15 protein-coding genes are annotated in these 15,152 nt (G+C 63.3%); 6 read left to right on the top strand and 9 right to left on the bottom strand.

The window, feature by feature from the left end; translation table 11 throughout:
- Positions 1-64: 64 nt before the first annotated feature.
- The 3 genes from E5K00_RS15635 to E5K00_RS15645 all read right to left on the bottom strand — a co-directional run bounded on the left by E5K00_RS15635 (position 65) and on the right by E5K00_RS15645 (position 2,458).
- Complete coding sequence (locus tag E5K00_RS15635; RefSeq protein ID WP_135464250.1) at positions 65-1,069, bottom strand: aldo/keto reductase; 1,005 nt, start codon at positions 1,067-1,069, stop codon at positions 65-67.
- Positions 1,070-1,194: 125 nt separating this feature from the next.
- Complete coding sequence (locus E5K00_RS15640; RefSeq protein WP_135464251.1) at positions 1,195-1,887, bottom strand: hypothetical protein; 693 nt, start codon at positions 1,885-1,887, stop codon at positions 1,195-1,197.
- Between the two features lie 67 nt (positions 1,888-1,954).
- Positions 1,955-2,458 carry a YdeI/OmpD-associated family protein gene (locus E5K00_RS15645; protein ID WP_135464252.1) on the bottom strand — a complete coding sequence of 168 codons (504 nt, stop codon included), beginning with the start codon at positions 2,456-2,458 and terminating at the stop codon, positions 1,955-1,957.
- A gap of 163 nt (positions 2,459-2,621) precedes the next feature.
- Between E5K00_RS15645 and E5K00_RS15650 the strand changes: the two genes are divergently transcribed.
- Positions 2,622-3,317, top strand: coding sequence for a DsbA family oxidoreductase (locus E5K00_RS15650; RefSeq protein WP_135464253.1), 696 nt, complete (start codon positions 2,622-2,624; stop codon positions 3,315-3,317).
- A gap of 323 nt (positions 3,318-3,640) precedes the next feature.
- On the opposite strand, the gene E5K00_RS15655 is transcribed toward E5K00_RS15650, so the two are convergent.
- A complete protein-coding gene (locus E5K00_RS15655) occupies positions 3,641-4,279 on the bottom strand; it encodes an HAD family hydrolase (protein ID WP_135464254.1) in 639 nt (212 codons plus the stop codon).
- Between the two features lie 122 nt (positions 4,280-4,401).
- On the opposite strand from E5K00_RS15655, the gene E5K00_RS15660 reads away from it, so the two are divergent.
- Positions 4,402-5,166, top strand: a complete 765-nt coding sequence (locus E5K00_RS15660; protein WP_135464255.1) for an energy transducer TonB — start codon at positions 4,402-4,404, stop codon at positions 5,164-5,166.
- Between the two features lie 56 nt (positions 5,167-5,222).
- Positions 5,223-6,011: an energy transducer TonB gene (locus E5K00_RS15665; protein WP_167856922.1), complete on the top strand. Its 789-nt coding sequence runs from the start codon at positions 5,223-5,225 to the stop codon at positions 6,009-6,011.
- 79 nt (positions 6,012-6,090) lie between these two features.
- Here E5K00_RS15665 and E5K00_RS15670 read toward each other — a convergent pair whose 3' ends face one another.
- The 3 genes from E5K00_RS15670 to E5K00_RS15680 all read right to left on the bottom strand — a co-directional run bounded on the left by E5K00_RS15670 (position 6,091) and on the right by E5K00_RS15680 (position 9,048).
- Entirely contained in the window at positions 6,091-7,350 is a 1,260-nt protein-coding gene (locus E5K00_RS15670) for a dipeptidase (RefSeq protein WP_135464257.1), read from the bottom strand.
- A 323-nt stretch (positions 7,351-7,673) separates the two neighbouring features.
- Positions 7,674-8,201, bottom strand: coding sequence for a hypothetical protein (locus tag E5K00_RS15675; protein WP_210114329.1), 528 nt, complete (start codon positions 8,199-8,201; stop codon positions 7,674-7,676).
- A gap of 421 nt (positions 8,202-8,622) precedes the next feature.
- A complete protein-coding gene (locus tag E5K00_RS15680) occupies positions 8,623-9,048 on the bottom strand; it encodes a VOC family protein (RefSeq protein ID WP_135464258.1) in 426 nt (141 codons plus the stop codon).
- 193 nt (positions 9,049-9,241) lie between these two features.
- Here E5K00_RS15680 and E5K00_RS15685 point away from each other — a divergent pair, with 193 nt between their 5' ends.
- From E5K00_RS15685 to E5K00_RS15695, 3 genes are all read left to right on the top strand, one after another.
- The gene (locus tag E5K00_RS15685; protein WP_135464259.1) at positions 9,242-10,222 is read left to right on the top strand and encodes a GlxA family transcriptional regulator; all 981 of its coding nucleotides are present in this window, start codon (positions 9,242-9,244) and stop codon (positions 10,220-10,222) included.
- A gap of 61 nt (positions 10,223-10,283) precedes the next feature.
- Positions 10,284-11,267, top strand: a complete 984-nt coding sequence (locus E5K00_RS15690; protein WP_135464260.1) for an ABC transporter ATP-binding protein — start codon at positions 10,284-10,286, stop codon at positions 11,265-11,267.
- 135 nt (positions 11,268-11,402) lie between these two features.
- Positions 11,403-13,034: an amidohydrolase gene (locus E5K00_RS15695; RefSeq protein ID WP_135464261.1), complete on the top strand. Its 1,632-nt coding sequence runs from the start codon at positions 11,403-11,405 to the stop codon at positions 13,032-13,034.
- 29 nt (positions 13,035-13,063) lie between these two features.
- Here E5K00_RS15695 and E5K00_RS15700 read toward each other — a convergent pair whose 3' ends face one another.
- Together E5K00_RS15700 and E5K00_RS15705 are read right to left on the bottom strand one after the other, a co-directional pair.
- Positions 13,064-13,501 carry a hypothetical protein gene (locus E5K00_RS15700; RefSeq protein WP_135464262.1) on the bottom strand — a complete coding sequence of 146 codons (438 nt, stop codon included), beginning with the start codon at positions 13,499-13,501 and terminating at the stop codon, positions 13,064-13,066.
- Positions 13,502-13,806: 305 nt separating this feature from the next.
- A complete protein-coding gene (locus E5K00_RS15705; protein WP_135464263.1) occupies positions 13,807-14,916 on the bottom strand; it encodes a pectate lyase family protein in 1,110 nt (369 codons plus the stop codon).
- Positions 14,917-15,152: the final 236 nt, after the last annotated feature.

The raw sequence follows: 15,152 nt of genomic DNA on the forward strand, positions 1-15,152 counted from the left end.
ATAAGGTCGTGGAAGCAGCTTCCACGACCTTATGCTACGAACTATCGGGCACTAATGGGCCACGTTAGGCTTTGGCGGGCTCCAGCTGGGCCAGCGCCTGGCTGATGAAGTCCAGCTCCTCGCTCGACAGCTTCACGTCGATGGCCTTGGCGTTTTGCACGGCCTGCTCGGCGTTGCGGGCGCCCACCAGGGCCACCGTAATGCCGGGCTGGGCCAGCGTCCAGCGCAGCACCACCTGCGACAGGGTGGCGTTTTTGCTTTCCGCCATCGGCCGGATCTTGTCCAGGAAGCTGTTCACGCGGGTCACGAACTCGGGCTTGAACAGCGGGTGGCTGGCGCGCAGGTCGCTGGCGTCGAAGTGCTGGCCGGGCTTGATTTTGCCGGTCAGCAGCCCCAGCTGCAGCGGGCTGTAGGCCAGAATAGCCTTGTGGTGCTCGATGCAATACGGCACTACCTCCTTTTCAATATCGCGCCGCACCATGCTGTAGGGCACCTGGTTGGAGGCCAGCTGCACGGTTTTCTCGGCTTCGGCCATCTGCTGGGCCGAGTAGTTGCTCACGCCCACGGCCCGCACCTTGCCCTGCTCCACGAGGCGCGCCACGGCTTCCATCGTCGCGTCGATGGGCGTGGTCACGTCGGGCCAGTGAATCTGGTAGAGGTCAATGTAGTCGGTGCCCAGGCGGCGGAGGCTGTCCTCGCACTCCCGGATGATGCTTGCCGGGGCGGCGTACTTGTACACGTCCAGGTCGCGGCCGTCGTTGTCCTTGGTTTTGAAGCCGAAGTCGCCCTTGGGCTCGGCCAAATCCCAGCACATGCCGAACTTGGTCAGGATCTGCACCTTGTCGCGCGGCAGGCCCTTGATGGCTTCACCCACGATCTGCTCGCTGAGGCCCATGCCGTAAATCGGGGCCGTGTCGATGGAGGTCACGCCCAAATCGTAGGCGGCCCGGATGGCGCCCACCGCGTCGTTTTGCTCGGTGCCGCCCCACATCCAGCCGCCGGCGGCCCAGCTGCCAAACGTAATAACCGACGCCTGCACGCCGGAGGTGCCCAACTCTTTGTATTCCATGTTTCCTGGCTTAACGAATCAGATAAAAGCCAGCCCACCGGGCCGGCACGTAGCCTGACTAACTACTTCCCGGGGCCGAAGGTTATGGCTCAGCGGCGCGGAACAGGGTGGAATCAGCCCCCAAATCAGGGCCGGTAGGGGAAGGTGCGGGCCGAATTGCGCACCAGAATGCGGGCCAGCGTGGCGGGGTTGGTGCTCAGGTCGCCCACGAGCTGGTGGTCAAACTTCCAGACCAGGTCGCCGCTGCGGCAGTCGTGAATCGTGACGCTGGTTTGCACCTCGTTCTGCGGAATGCTGCCGTTGGTGAGCACCAGCAGGGCCACGGCCACGCCGTTGGGCATGGGCTGAAACAGCGAGGTTTCGCCCGACAATACCGCGTCGACGCCCAGGGCGGCTTGCAGCTCGGCCATGCTGTGGTCGTTGAGGTTGTCGTAGGTGATGCCGGCCCGCTCCAGGCGGTTGTTGGTTTCCGTCACGTTCTGAAACTGCACCTTGTAGGGGTGCTTGGCCTGGCGGGCTACCAACTGATTCAGCAGCTCCTGCTGCAGCTGGTAGGCCACCTCCCGGCGCTGGCTGATCTGTTTTTCCTCCCAGTTTTTCCGGTGCTGCTCGATGGTCGTCTCCGAAGGCGTACCCGTGCCGGCGTAGGTAATGTCCTGCATCCGGATTCGGTCGAGCCGCACCTCAAACGGCAGAATGGCCACCAGCTTGTGCTGGGTCAGGGCTTCGGGCACCAGCGCCTTGGCCGTGTACACGCGCTGGCTGCACGCCGTCATTGTGAGAGCAAAAACCAGGGCAACACCGAGGGAACGGAGCATAACGGATAGAATAAGATGGGCCGGCGAATATCCGGACTTATCGGCTAAAAAGCCCCACCCGCGGCGGTTAGTCTTTCGGAGCCCGGAACGGGTGGCCGCCCACGGCCAGCTGCCGCAGCACCTGCACGGTGCGGTTCAGGCGGGTTTCGGGGCGCTTGGCCGTGTCGATGTGGTAGGCAATGGCCCGCTTCATGCCGCCGGTAAGCTGCTCGAAGCCGGCGGCGGCTTCGGGCCAGTCGGCCAGGCCCTCGGCCAGCTCGGCGGGCAGGTCTACGGCGTCGGGAGTAGGGTCGGGGGCCAGGGTCACGGTCAGCTGCTGGCCCAGGTGCAGGCCGGCGGCTTTGCAGGTGTCCTTGTTCACCATCAGATACCGTTCGCCGCTGCTCAGGGGCATAAGGCCCAGGCGCACGGCGTAGCCATTCAGGGTGCCCACCACCCGGCGGGTGGCCTTGCCGCCGAGGGCTGCCACCACGTCCAGGGGCACAATTACGACCTGGGTGGGCATAAAGCTCGGGCCGCCCGGTTCGAGCAGGGCCGAGAAGGTAACGGAGGCGGATAACGGGGAAGACATGCGCGAGCCAGCTTTTTTGGCCAAGGTAATGCCGCGCGGGCAACCGGGAAAACCCCGCCGGAACCCGGCGGCCCGGCCCGGGTGTTACAGCCCGTCGGGCCGGCCCAAACCTTTTGGCGGGTTCCGGCTTATTACGCCTTCCCAATCTTACGACAACGACGATATGCAACTAGAAATCTGGTCTGATATCATGTGCCCGTTTTGCTACATCGGCAAGCGGCGCCTCGAAACCGCGCTGGCCCAGTTTCCCCACCGCGACGACCTGACTATCACCTGGCGCAGCTTCGAGCTGGACCCCACCATGCAGACCACGCCCGGCCAAAGCATCCACGAGCTGCTGGCCGAGCGCAAGGGCGTGTCGGTGGAGCAGGGCCGGCAGATGAACGCTCACATGGCCCAGGTTGCCCGCGAAGTCGGCCTCGACTTCGACTTCGATCAGGTGGTGCCGGTCAATACCTTCTTGGCCCACCGCTTCCTGCACCTGGCCGCCCGGCACGGCCGGCAGGACGCGGCCAAGGAGCGGGTGCTGGCCGCCTACTTCACCGAGGGCCGCAACGTGGCCGACCTCGACACCCTGGCCGAGCTGGGCGCGGAGCTGGGCCTCGACCCGGCCGAAATCCGGGAAACCCTCCAAACCGACGCCTACGCCCAGGAAGTGCGCCATGACGAGTACCAGGCCCGGCAGATCGGGGTGCGGGGCGTGCCCTATTTCGTGTTCGACAACAAGTACGCCGTATCCGGGGCCCAGCCCAGTGAGCTGTTCCTGGAAGTGCTGGACAAGGTGTGGGAGGAAAAGCACCCCGCGCCCCAGGTGCTGGCCAGCGGCCCCGCCTGCGGTATTGACGGCACCGACTGCTAAGCCCTTCTTTTGGTACAACAGAAACGGCCACTTCCCTCGCGGGGAGTGGCCGTTGGCGTTGTACTCGAAAAGGCCCCGCTTCTACTCGTGAGGGATTTTCGCAATGCGTAAAGCGCCCCGCGAGTAGAAGCGGGGCGTAAATACACTTATAAAAGTGCCTCGCGAGTAGAAGCGGGGCCCTTCCATAACTCCTGAACTGCCTCGCGAGTAGAAGCGGGGCGCAAATACACGTACAAAAGCGCCTCGCGAGTAGAAGCGGGGCCCTTCTCACATTCTAAAAGGCCCTCGCTTCTACTCGCGAAGCAGTTCAGCAGGGAAAGCCGCTAAACCGATGGCGCCGCCAGTAGGCCCCGCTCCCGCAGCTCCTGCCGCAGCTGCGCGCCCGACTGGAAATGCACCGTCTGCATGCCCGCCGCTCGGGCCGCGTGGATGTTGCGCGCGTTGTCGTCGATAAACAGGGCCTGGCCCGGCTCGATGCCGTAGCGCGTGAAAAGGGTCTGGTAGAAGTCGGGGAAGGGCTTGCGCGACTTCTCCGTGCCCGACACCACGATGCCCTCGAACCAGTGCAGAAACTCGAACTGTGCCAGGGCCACCGGAAACGTCTCGGCCGACCAGTTGGTGAGGGCGTAGAGGCGGTAGCGGCCACTGGCGCGCAGCTCGGTCAGCACCTCCACGGCTTCGGGGATGGGGCCGCCCAGCATCTCGGGCCACCGGCCGTAGAAGTGCTCAATCAGCTCCCGGTGCTCGGGGTGCTGCGCCACCAGCAGGGCCGTGCCCTCGGCCAGGGAGCGGCCCGCGTCCTGCTCCTCGTTCCAGTCCGGGGTAGTGATGGTGCTCAGGAAGTGGTCCAGTGCCGCCGCGTCCGGAATCAGCTTCTGGTAGAGGTAGCGCGGGTTCCAGTCGATCAGCACGCCGCCGAGGTCGAACACGATGGTCGTAACGGGGGAGGAGGTTGAAGTCATCAGCAGAAGGTGAAAAGTCGGGCCCGAAGCGTTGGCCGTCGTTATATTTGAAGACGGGTAAACCCGCCCGGTGGTATTGAGTTCGACAAAAATCAAGATTACTCCTCTTTCTAACGACGTATATGTTCCCCTGTGTATCCCGCCTGGCTGCTACGCCTTTCCTCACCGGTACGCTGCTCGCCCTGCCGCTGCTGGGCTTCGGCCAGGAAACCAAGAAAGTAAAGACGTTTCTTTCGAACCCCCGGCGCACGGAGCTGTATTCGGTGCTCCAGTCCGATAAAACGGTGCGCCACGGCAGCTACCGCCTGCTCAATTTTCAGCACAACCCCATCGTTACGGGCCATTATACCCAGGGCGTGAAAGACAGCACCTGGACGCACTACGGCTGGAACGGCAAAAACCTCTTCACCAAAGGGGCCTACCAGGACGACCGGCGCGTGGGCGAGTGGGAGCTCTACAACGACAAGGGCGAGCTGCTCAGCAAGTACAATTTCACTACCCAGCAACTGACCATTATCAAGCCCGCCACCGCGCCCGAGCCGAAGGCGCCGGTGGTGCGGCTGCTGCACCCCGCCCCCAACGGCCAGACCACCCCGGATGCCAACCCGTTCCTGCTGGCCGGCGACGCACTTGCCTACATGCTCAACATCCGCTACCCCAGTGCGGCCCTCCAGAAGCAGGTGACCGGGGTAGTCAAAATTGCCTTCACCATCGACCAGCACGGTCAGCCCTCCGACTACCACCTCACCCAGGGCATCGGCTCCGGCTGCGACGAAGAGGCCATGCGCGTCGTGAAAAGCTACCCCAACGACTGGCTGCCGGCGTATCTGGCGGGCCAGCCCGTGGCCGTGGAATACGAGGTGCCTGTGACGTTTACTATCCTGTAGCCAGGCGCACCGCGCCAGTGCTGATTACCTTCTTATTTCCTGCTACTATGGCCCCCATGCCATTCCGCTTACCCCACCTGGCAGCTGCTTCGCTGTGGCTTGCTTTGCTGACAACGTCCCGGCCGGGCTTCGGCCAGGAAACCAGGAAAGTCACCAGTTACAGCACCACGCCCATTTCCAACGAGGTGTACTACGTGCTCAAATCCGATAAGGCGGTGAAGCACGGCCCCTACAGCCTGTACCGGGGCCGGCAGCTGGCTTTGGCCACGCAGGGGCACTACACCCAGGGCCGCAAAGACAGCATCTGGACTTCCTACGACTGGAACGGCAGCACCGTGGTGGCCCGGGGGGCCTACCAAAACGACCAGCGGGCGGGCCTCTGGGAGTTTTTTACCAGCAAGGGCGAGCTGGAGCAGAAGTACGACTACGACGCCCGCCAGATGGTGTACCGGCGCCCCGGCAAAAACCGGAGTATGTCCGTCACGCTGCGCGAGCCTACCGCCGCCGGCCAGACCTGGCCCGACGTCGACCCGGTGTACATTGGGGGCTCCTCGGCCGTGCTCAGCCAGCTGCTGCTGCTGCGCTACCCGCCCGAGGCCATGCGCGGCGGCATCAGCGGCACAGTGCAGGTCGCCTTCACCATTGGCAAAGACGGCACCGCCGCCAACTACCGCGTGAGCCAGGGCATTGGCGGCGGCTGCGACGAAGAAGCCCTGCGGGTGGTGCAGAGCATGGCCAACGGCTGGGTGCCGGCCCAGCTGGCGGGGCAGCCCGTGGCCGTCGAGTGCGAGTTTCCGGTGAAGTTTAGCCTGCAAAAGCCCGTGACGACGCCCGCCCGGCCGTAGCGGTGGTCTGCCTAAGAAAACGGAAAGAGCCTGCTCCATTTGGGGCAGGCTCTTTCCGTAAGGGCGCCGTGGGCAGGGCTTATTTCTTCACCGGGGCGGCCGCGCGCAGCTTTTCGGCCGCCTTCAGCACCCGGAAAAAGTTGCCGCTCCAGATCTTGTAGATGTCTTTGTCCGAGTAGCCGCGCTTCACCAGCTCCAGGGTCAGGTTGGGCAGCTCGCCCACGTCGGCCAGGCCCGCCAGGCGGGAGCCGCCGTCGAAGTCGGAGCCAATGCCCACGTGGTCGATGCCGGCAATCTTGACGATGTGGTCAATCTGGTTTACCGCGTCCTGCACCGAGGCCAGCGCCACCGGGAATTTCGCGTTGAGCTGTTCCTCCTCGGCCAGGGCCTGCTGCTGCTCGGCGGCGGGCAAGGCGTACACGTTCAGGAAGTTCTTGATTTTCCACTTCGTGAAAAAAGCCTGCTCGGCGTTCAGGCGCTCAGCCGTTTTGAGCTCGGTTTTCACGTAGGGGCTGTACAGGTTCACCTGCACCACGCCCTGGTTGCGGGCCAGCGCCCGCAGCATGTCGTCGCTCAGGTTGCGGGGCGTTTCGGCCAGGGCCCGGCTGCTGGAGTGGGAGGCAATAACGGGCGCTTTGCTCAGGCGCAGCACGTCGTAGAACGTCGAGTCGGAGGCGTGCGACACGTCGATGAGCATGCCCAGGCGGTTCATTTCCACCACGGCCTGCTTCCCAAAGGCGCTGAGGCCCTGGTGCTCGGGGCCGTTAGGGTCGGTAGCCGAGTCGCAGAGGTCGTTGTTGGAAGAGTGGCACAGGGTCAGGTAGCGCACGCCCAGATCGTAGAACGACTTGAGCAGCCCCAGGTCCTGCCCGATGGGGTAGCCGTTTTCCATGCCGATGAACACGGCCCGCTTGCCCACCCGCCGAATCTGCAGGGCTTGCTCTTCGGTCGTGGCCAGGTCCAGCTGGGCAGAGTGCGTCTGAATGGTAGTGCGGATGGCGTTGAAAATCAGCAGTGCTTCCTGCTTGGCGGCGGCGTTGCCTTCCGGCGTGCGCGGCCCCTGCCCCATATATACCGCCCAGAAGGCCCCATCGAGGCCCCCGCGCTGCATTTTGGGAATATCTACCTGGGCTTCCTGCGCGCTGTGGTCCTTGCTGATGTCGAAGCCCGGCTTCACCAGGTTGATGGGCGTGTCTTCGTGCGAGTCCAGGACAAAGGCCTGGTTATGAATGGCGTTGGCTTTGGCCGTGAGGGCCGCATCGGCTTTCTGGGCCCAGGCGGCCACCGGGGTCAGCAGGGCCAGGGCCAGCGGGAGCGCACGGAAGGAAGAATTTTGCATAAAATCAGGTCGGCGGATAAAGCCGCCCCGCAAAAATACTTAATAGCCGGCAGGTTATAGTCGGCATGCCGAATTTATTGCAACTCTCAATAAATTCAATATTCTGATAAGCAATAGTTTGCGTGATAAAAATAATTCTGCATGCCTACTATATTACAGCCGGCTTCTTGACTGGCTGAGCTGGCGCGGTTGGTATAAAGTTGGGGTCGTTATGACTTTTTAAAGGCCCGCTATGGAAGTCGGCTCCGAGGGCAACGGGAAGCAGGGCAACAAAAAACGCCCGGTACGACCGGGCGTTTTCTTAGTAGTTGCCGACGGCTGACTTAGCGCATGCCACCCGTGGTACGGCCACTGGTCGAGGTGCCGCTGGTGCTGGAGCCGCTGCGGCCCTTGGTACGGGTGCTGCCCGACGTGGTCGAGCTTTTACGGCTGCCCGAGCGCCCGGACGCAGTGGTGCGGCCCGACGTAGTACCCGAGGTGGTCCCACTGGTCATGGTGCCCGAGCCGGCGCCGGAAGTCGTGCCGCTGGTCATGGTACCGGAGCTCGCCGTAGTACCCGACGTCATGGTGCCCGAGGTGGTGCCTGATGTCATGGTGCCGGAAGTCGTGCCGCTGGTCATGGTGCCACTGGTCATCGAGCCGGAAGTCATGGTCCCAGAAGTCATAGTGCCCGAGGTGGTGCCGCTGGTCATAGTGCCGGTGGTGGTGCCGCTCGTCATGGAGCCGGAGGTGGTGCCGCTCGTCATGGAGCCGGAAGTAGAACCGCTGGTGGAAGTGCCGGAAGTGGTCTGGGCTTTGGCGGTAGCCATGCTGGCAGCCACAACGGCTACCATTAACAATACCTTTTTCATAAAACTAACGGGTTGGGTGAAAGAAGTTTAAGGCGTTTAGGGCTTGTGTTTCAGGGTATTACGGGTAGTAATACGATGGTGTTCTAAAATACTTGCCTGGCAACGCCAAACTGGCTCAGCATCAATCCGTTGTTTTTAGCCCGCAGTTGCGCTTGACGGGTAACACGGTTTAGCTTGTTTCGCAACAACCTGAACCGTAAGCTAATTGGTAAGGAAAACGGCCGCCCGGGGCCGGTTCATGCGTTTTTGGCGCGCAGAGCCCGGGCCATGCAGTGCGCGGCAGGAGCGGCGCCGACGGTCGGGCGAAGCGAATATTTGGGCTGAAATGCTTGGCTTTCCGCCCGAATATCTGCTTCGCCACCGCACTCAGCTGCCCGCTACGCTACTGGCGCGCCCAGTTACTGAACCAGTACCGAAGCGCCTATTGTGCCGCACCGGGCTTGTCGTAGTTAAACATCCAGTCGATGCCGAACTGGTCGGTGAGCATCCCGAATTTGGCGCCCCAGAACGTGTCGTCCAGGGCCATGGTCACGTGGCCACCTGCGCCCAGGGCGTTGAACAATCGGGTGATTTCCTCGTCGCTGTGGCAGTTGATGGACAAGGAAACCATCGAGCCTTTGGTCACGGGCTGGGTGCCGGTATCGGAAGCCATCAGCAGCAGGCTACCATTGCTGAGCACGGCGTGCATAACGCCATCCTGGGCTTCGGCGGGCACGTGTTCGGCGGCGGGCGTGCCGGCAAAGGTCTGCACCTGCAAATCGCCGCCCAGGCACTGCTGGTAGAAGGTCATGGCGGCCCGGCAGTTGCCGTTGAAGGTGAGGTAGGGAGTGAGGGGGGAGGTAGACATGGAAAATGAATATGGTGGGTGAAAGATATTTCTGGGGAAAGCGGCCGGTTTTACTGCTAATATTTGTAGTATTGCTGGCCGCTTTCGGAAACCTTGTGCCAGCAAAATTAGTAATAGCCAGGGCCTATATAGGGGTGAATTCCGACGAATAGCGGGTTGATTGCGACACCATGTCCCACTAGCACGAACGATCATGAAAAACATTGCCATCCTGGTTCCCCAAGGGGCCGTTCTGGGCAGCATCGAAGGCCCACGCCTGGTTTTTTCGGAGGTAAATGCCCTGCTGCGGCGCATGGGCAAGTCGCCGCTATTCGCTATTCAGCTGGTGGGCCTCGCGCACGAAACGCCGGTGTGCGGCGGCCTCTACTCGGTGTATACCCCGCTGCTGACTACCGACGTGCCTACTCCCGACCTGGTAATCATCCCGGCGGTGGATGGCGACCCGGCCCAGGCCCTGGAAGCCAACCGCGACTTTCTGCCCTGGATAACGGCCCAGTACCACGCCGGGGCCGAAGTAGCCTCGCTGTGCCTGGGGGCTTTTCTGCTGGCCGCCACCGGCCTGCTCGACGGGCGGCACTGCACCACCCACTGGGCCGCCGCCCACGACTTCCGCCGGATGTTTCCGGCCGTGGAGCTGGTCGAGGATCAGGTGATTACCGATGAGCACGGCATTTACTCCAGCGGCGGCGCTTTTTCCTACCTGAACCTGGTGCTGTACCTGGTGGAAAAGTACGCGGGCCGGGAAATGGCCGTGGTATGCGCCAAGGTCTTCCAGATTGATATTGAGCGGGTTAGTCAGTCGGCCTTTATCATGTTCAACGGGCAGAAGGAGCACGGCGACGAGCCCATCAAACGGGCCCAGAACTACATTGAGGACCACTACCAGGATAAAATAACGGTGGAGCAGCTGGCCGACATGCTGGCCCTGGGCCGCCGCAACCTGGAGCGGCGCTTCAAGAAGGCGACGTCCAACTCGGTGGTCGAATACATTCAGCGGGTGAAGATTGAGGCGGCCAAAAACAGCCTCGAATCGTCGCGGGAAAACGTGAACGAGGTAATGTACCAGGTGGGCTACACCGACCCCAAAGCGTTTCGTAGTACTTTTAAGCGCCTGACGGGCTTGTCGCCGAAGCAGTACCGCACCAAGTACAACCGCGCCCTGGCCGCCGTCTGATTTTTCCGCGCCCTGGCCCCTGAACCGGCCGGCCGATGTACTTCTAACTTTTGCCGCCGGTATGGAGTGGTTACGCGTTTCGGAAATCGGGTTGCAGGAGCGGGGCAACCCGGTGTTGCAGCACATCAGCTTCGGGCAACGGCAGTTTCAGAAGCTGGCCATTGCGGGCGAAACCGGGGCCGGCAAAAGCACCCTGCTCCAGATTATTGCCGGCCTGACCCAGCCCACGGCCGGCACGGTGCACTTCGAAAACCGCCGCGTAAAGGGCCCCACCGAAGTGCTGATTCCGGGTCACCCGGGCATTGCCTACCTCTCGCAGCACTACGAGCTGCCCCATTCCCTGCGCGTCGAGCAGGTGCTGCGCTACGCCGATAAGCTGGCCCCCGGGGCCGCCGAGCAGCTGTACGCCGTCTGCCGCATCGGGCACCTGAGCACGCGCCGCACCGACCAGCTGTCGGGCGGGGAGCGGCAGCGCATTGCCCTAGCCCGTCTGCTGCTGGCCTCGCCCCGCCTGCTGCTGCTCGACGAGCCCTACTCCAACCTGGACCGCGTGCACCGGCAGGTGCTCAAGTCCGTGATTCACGACATCGGCGCGCAGCTGGGCATCACCTGCCTGCTGATTTCGCACGACCCGGCCGATACGCTTTCCTGGGCCGATGAAATCCTGGTGCTGCGGCAGGGGCAGCTGGTGCAGCGCGGCACCCCCACCCAGATTTACCGGCAGCCCGTGGACGAGTACACCGCCGGCCTGTTTGGCGACTACAACCTGCTCACGGGCAAGCTGGCCGCGGCCCTGGTAGCCGCCGCCGGCACGCCCAAGCGGCGACGCCCGTTGCTGGTGCGGCCCGAAAGCTTCCGGCTTTCGGCCGCCACCGGCCATTCCATTGTCGGCGCGGTGCGGGAAGTGCGGTTTTTTGGCAGCTACTCCGAAGTGCAGGTGCATGTGCTGGGCACCGACATCACCGTCCGAACTTCGGAAACCGGGGCGGCACCCGGGCAGGCGGTGGCCGTTGCGGTGGGCCCCGACGACCTGTGGTACCTGTAAATGCCGCCGCCCGTGAGCAGGAGCGGGGGCGGGCCAGCCTTTGGCCGGACTGAAATATCTGTCTAATAAAATATTTATCTTCCTCGTCGGAAGCCGCAACGCCGCAGTTTCCCGGGCCGCCGGAGGGCCCCTCGTATGAAACAGGTAGTGCTGAGCGTGGGAATAGTGCTGGGACTGGGACTCGGGGTAAGCGCCCAAACGGGGCCGCCGCCCGATATGGTGCTGCTCAACGGGCAGGTGTTCACGGCCGATGCGGCCCACCCCACGGCCCAGGCCCTGGCCATTCGGGGGGAGCGGATAGTGGCCGTGGGCACCACGGCCGAAATAACCCGGCTGGCCGGCCCCGGCACGCGGCGTATTGATGTGCGGGGGCGCGTCGTCACGCCCGGCTTCAACGACGCCCACAATCATTTCGGCGCGTGGCCGGCCGGCGTGCAGCTGCAGTTCAAAACAATGGAGCCGACCTGGGCGGAAACCCAGGACGCTATTCGGGAAGCGGTGCGGAAAGCGCCGCCGGGCACCTGGATTTTTGGCAGCGTGGGTGCTACCGTGGTGCTCGATACGCTCGTGAACCGGGCGGCGCTGGATGGGCTGGCCCCCAATCACCCCGTGCTGCTGAGTGCCTACTACGGGCATTTGCGCATCATCAATGGTAAAGCCATGCCCCTGCTGCGCATTGGGGCCGAGCAGCCCGACCCGCTGGGCGGCACGTTTGAGCGGGTGCGGGGCACGCGCCAGATCAACGGCCGGCTGCGGGAGTACGCCGAGTGGGAGTCCGACAAGCTGCTGCTGGCCCAGGTGCCCGACTCGGCCGTTATCCGGGAGCTGCGGCAGCTGGCGGCCCAGGCGGCGGGCTTCGGCATTACCACCGTGCAGTTGTTTACCACCATGCCCATGGCCCGCTTTGCCCGCTTGGCGCAGCAAGCCGATCTGCCGTTGCGGGTGCACGCCCGCCCGTTTGGCACTACCACGGCCCGGGGGCGCGAAACCACCGAGCAGCGCCAACTGAGCAAGCTGCCCAGCTATGGCCCCAAAGTGCGGGTGAGCGGCCTGAAATGGGTGCTGGATGCCACGCCCTACGAGCGGGGCGCGGCCCTGCGCTACGATTACCTCGACCAGCCCGGGTGGCGCGGACAGCTCAACTTCAGTGCGGCCGAAGTAGCCAAGATGGTGCAGGAAGGCCTGAGCTGGCAGCAGCCCCTGCTGTTTCACTGCGCTGGCGACCGGTCGGCGGAGCTGGTGCTGAGCACGCTGGAAAGCTACGGTACCAAGGTGAGCTGGCCGGCCCAGCGCGTGCGCATCGAGCACGGCGACGGAGTAATTGAGGACCTGCTGCCGCGGGCCAAAAAGCTGGGCGTGGTCGTGGTGCAAAACCCCGCGCACTTTACCGAGCCCGCGCTGTTTCACCGGCGCTGGAAAACCACCATGCAGCCGCTCCGCTCCCTGCTGACGGCCGGCGTGCCGCTGGCCCTCGGCTCGGATGGCCCGCTGAACCCGTTTCTGAACATCATGCTGGCCAGCCTCGCACCTTCTAACCCGGCCGAGGCCATTACCCGCCAGCAGGCCGTGCAGGCCTACACCACCGGCTCCGCCTTTGCCGAGTTTGCGGAAAAAGACAAGGGCACTATTGCGGTGGGCAAGCTGGCCGATGTGGCCGTGTTATCACAGGATATTTTCGTCGTGCCGCCGCCCGAGCTGCCCCGCACTACCAGCGTGCTGACCATTCTGGGAGGCAAGGTGGTGCACGATGCCGGGGCGCTGAAGTAGGTTGGGTAGCACTGCGGCACCCTGCGCACTCAGCGCGAATAGGTGCATTTTACCGTGGTGCGGCCACCGTCTCCCAGCGCGTACGAAAGGCGCGTAGTGAGGCGATGAGCCCGCACCTCGAGTAGGGAGTAGAAAGTATCAACCGCCTGAGCTCCTGCGTAGTGGCGCAAAACGATGGTGCTGTCGGTGGGGCGGGTGTAGCTGTAGTGCTCCCGAAAACCAGTGGTATGGGTGAACGTCCAGGTTGTATCGGCTATTTCGAGGTGGTTGTCGGGGCGGGAAAGGACGTCCGTGACTTCCTGCGAAACACCTGCAGCATCGGTTGTCTTCACCGTTTGCTTGTCGAGCTTCCAGACGCCGCGCAACTCGGCCGGCTCAGCATCGGCAGCGTCTTTTGTACAGGCGCTGAGCAGCACCAGAAAACCGAGCGGAACAAGGGCCAGCCGGCGAACGGGAAGGAGGAACATCAGAAAGCAGATAAGGTGGCTATGTTAAGGGGTAAACGCGGCCAGGCCGGGGCAAAGTATGGCCGGGGCCGTCGGGCGGACCAGCGCGGCGCTACCCAATAACCGTCACCAGCTGTGTGTCATAGAGTTGGCACCAGTCGCGGTGTGGAATAGCAGAGCGGTATCCGTTCCCAAACTCGCCGTCATCGTTCCGGCCCGGTTATGCCTGTGGACGCTTGGAGAGAATCGAGACTCGGAAAAGTAAAAAAGCGGGCCTGCTTCCCCTGGGGAAACAGGCCCGCGGCCGGCCAATCAGAACCGGGATTTTAGATGGCGCTGCTGGCGCAGGTGTTGCCCGCAATAGTAGCCCCGGCCCCAGCGGAGGCCGTGACGGCAGCCTTCACGCTGGTAGCACCCAGTGCCGATACCGCGTAGGGTGGCGTGAAGGCGGTTTTGCCGTTGCCCACCTTGGCGCCGGTCACGTTGGTGTAGAGGTTGCCGGTTTCCTGCACGGCCGTGGCGGTTTTGTCCATCAGGTCGATGGGGTTGGCTACGTTCTCAAACACGTTGTTCTGAATCAGCAGGTTGGCCTCGAAGCCGGCCTGCACGCACGACTTGCTGACGGTGCTGTTGAACAGGTTGTTGACCAGGTGCACCTTGCCGAAGCGCACCCGCGGCATGCGGGCCACGCAGCCCTGGGCCCACCAGCAGCGGGCAAAGGTGATGCGCAGCGTGCCCCGGTCGGCGGTGGCCCCGTCCGAGGAGCCGATCAGGTCGGAGAAGCGGTGGTCGTCGGAGCCGCCCGAGCCGCCGGCTTTCGGGGGCTTCAGGTAGGCAAACTTGGTCCAGGAAACGGTGATGTAGTCGGAGGTATTCTTGATGTCGAAGTTGCCGTCGACCCCGTCGCGAAACTCGCAGTGGTCCACCCACACGTTGGTCGAGGCATCCAGGGTGCAGTTGTCCCAGCCGTCGGTGTCGTAGGCGCCGGGGCCCTCAAACACGAGGTTGCGGATAACCACGTTTTTGCAGCGCTTCACGTACAGAATGCCCGAGTTGTCCTTGGTCTGGTCGGCCGAGACGAGCTTGGCGCCGGTGGTGCCGAAGATGGTTTTGCCGGTCTGGTCCTGGAAGGAAATGCGGCCCCCCGAGGGAATCGTAATCGTGCCGCTGACCTGCACCACCTTCACGCTGCTGCTTTGAATGGCGGCCTTGAGCTGGGCGTAGGTGGTCACGATGGTGGGCGTGGCCGTGCCGCCGCCCGTGGTGCCCCCGTTCTGCGAGGCCCAGCCCGGGGCGGTGCAGCTGGCTTCTACGTCGGCCGCTACGGAAGCGGCGTGGGGCGTGGGCGTGGCGGGTGTGGGGCTGCTGGTTTCGCAGCCGGTCAGCAGGCCGGAAAGCGAGGATAGCACGAGGGCTACCAGGGTGTTGGTTTTCATAGAATGGGGGTAGGAGTGAAAGGTGGGTGCCGACGAGGGGGCCGCACCGCGCAAGCCGCTCCCCCGGAACGCTGCAATACTACCTCACCCCACCCCGCGCGGGAAAGGACAACTCCCCCCCGGACGTGACATCGGGCCGGTTTGCCAATGCCATTTATTCTGCGTAGAGCTTCGGGGTGACAAAGTAAATAATTGACTTGTAGTAGTTTAATAGGATGTCTTAGCTGGTCAAAGCT

The sequence above is a fragment of the Hymenobacter aquaticus genome, from assembly GCF_004765605.1.
In the GTDB taxonomy this organism is placed as follows: Bacteria; Bacteroidota; Bacteroidia; order Cytophagales; family Hymenobacteraceae; genus Hymenobacter; species Hymenobacter aquaticus.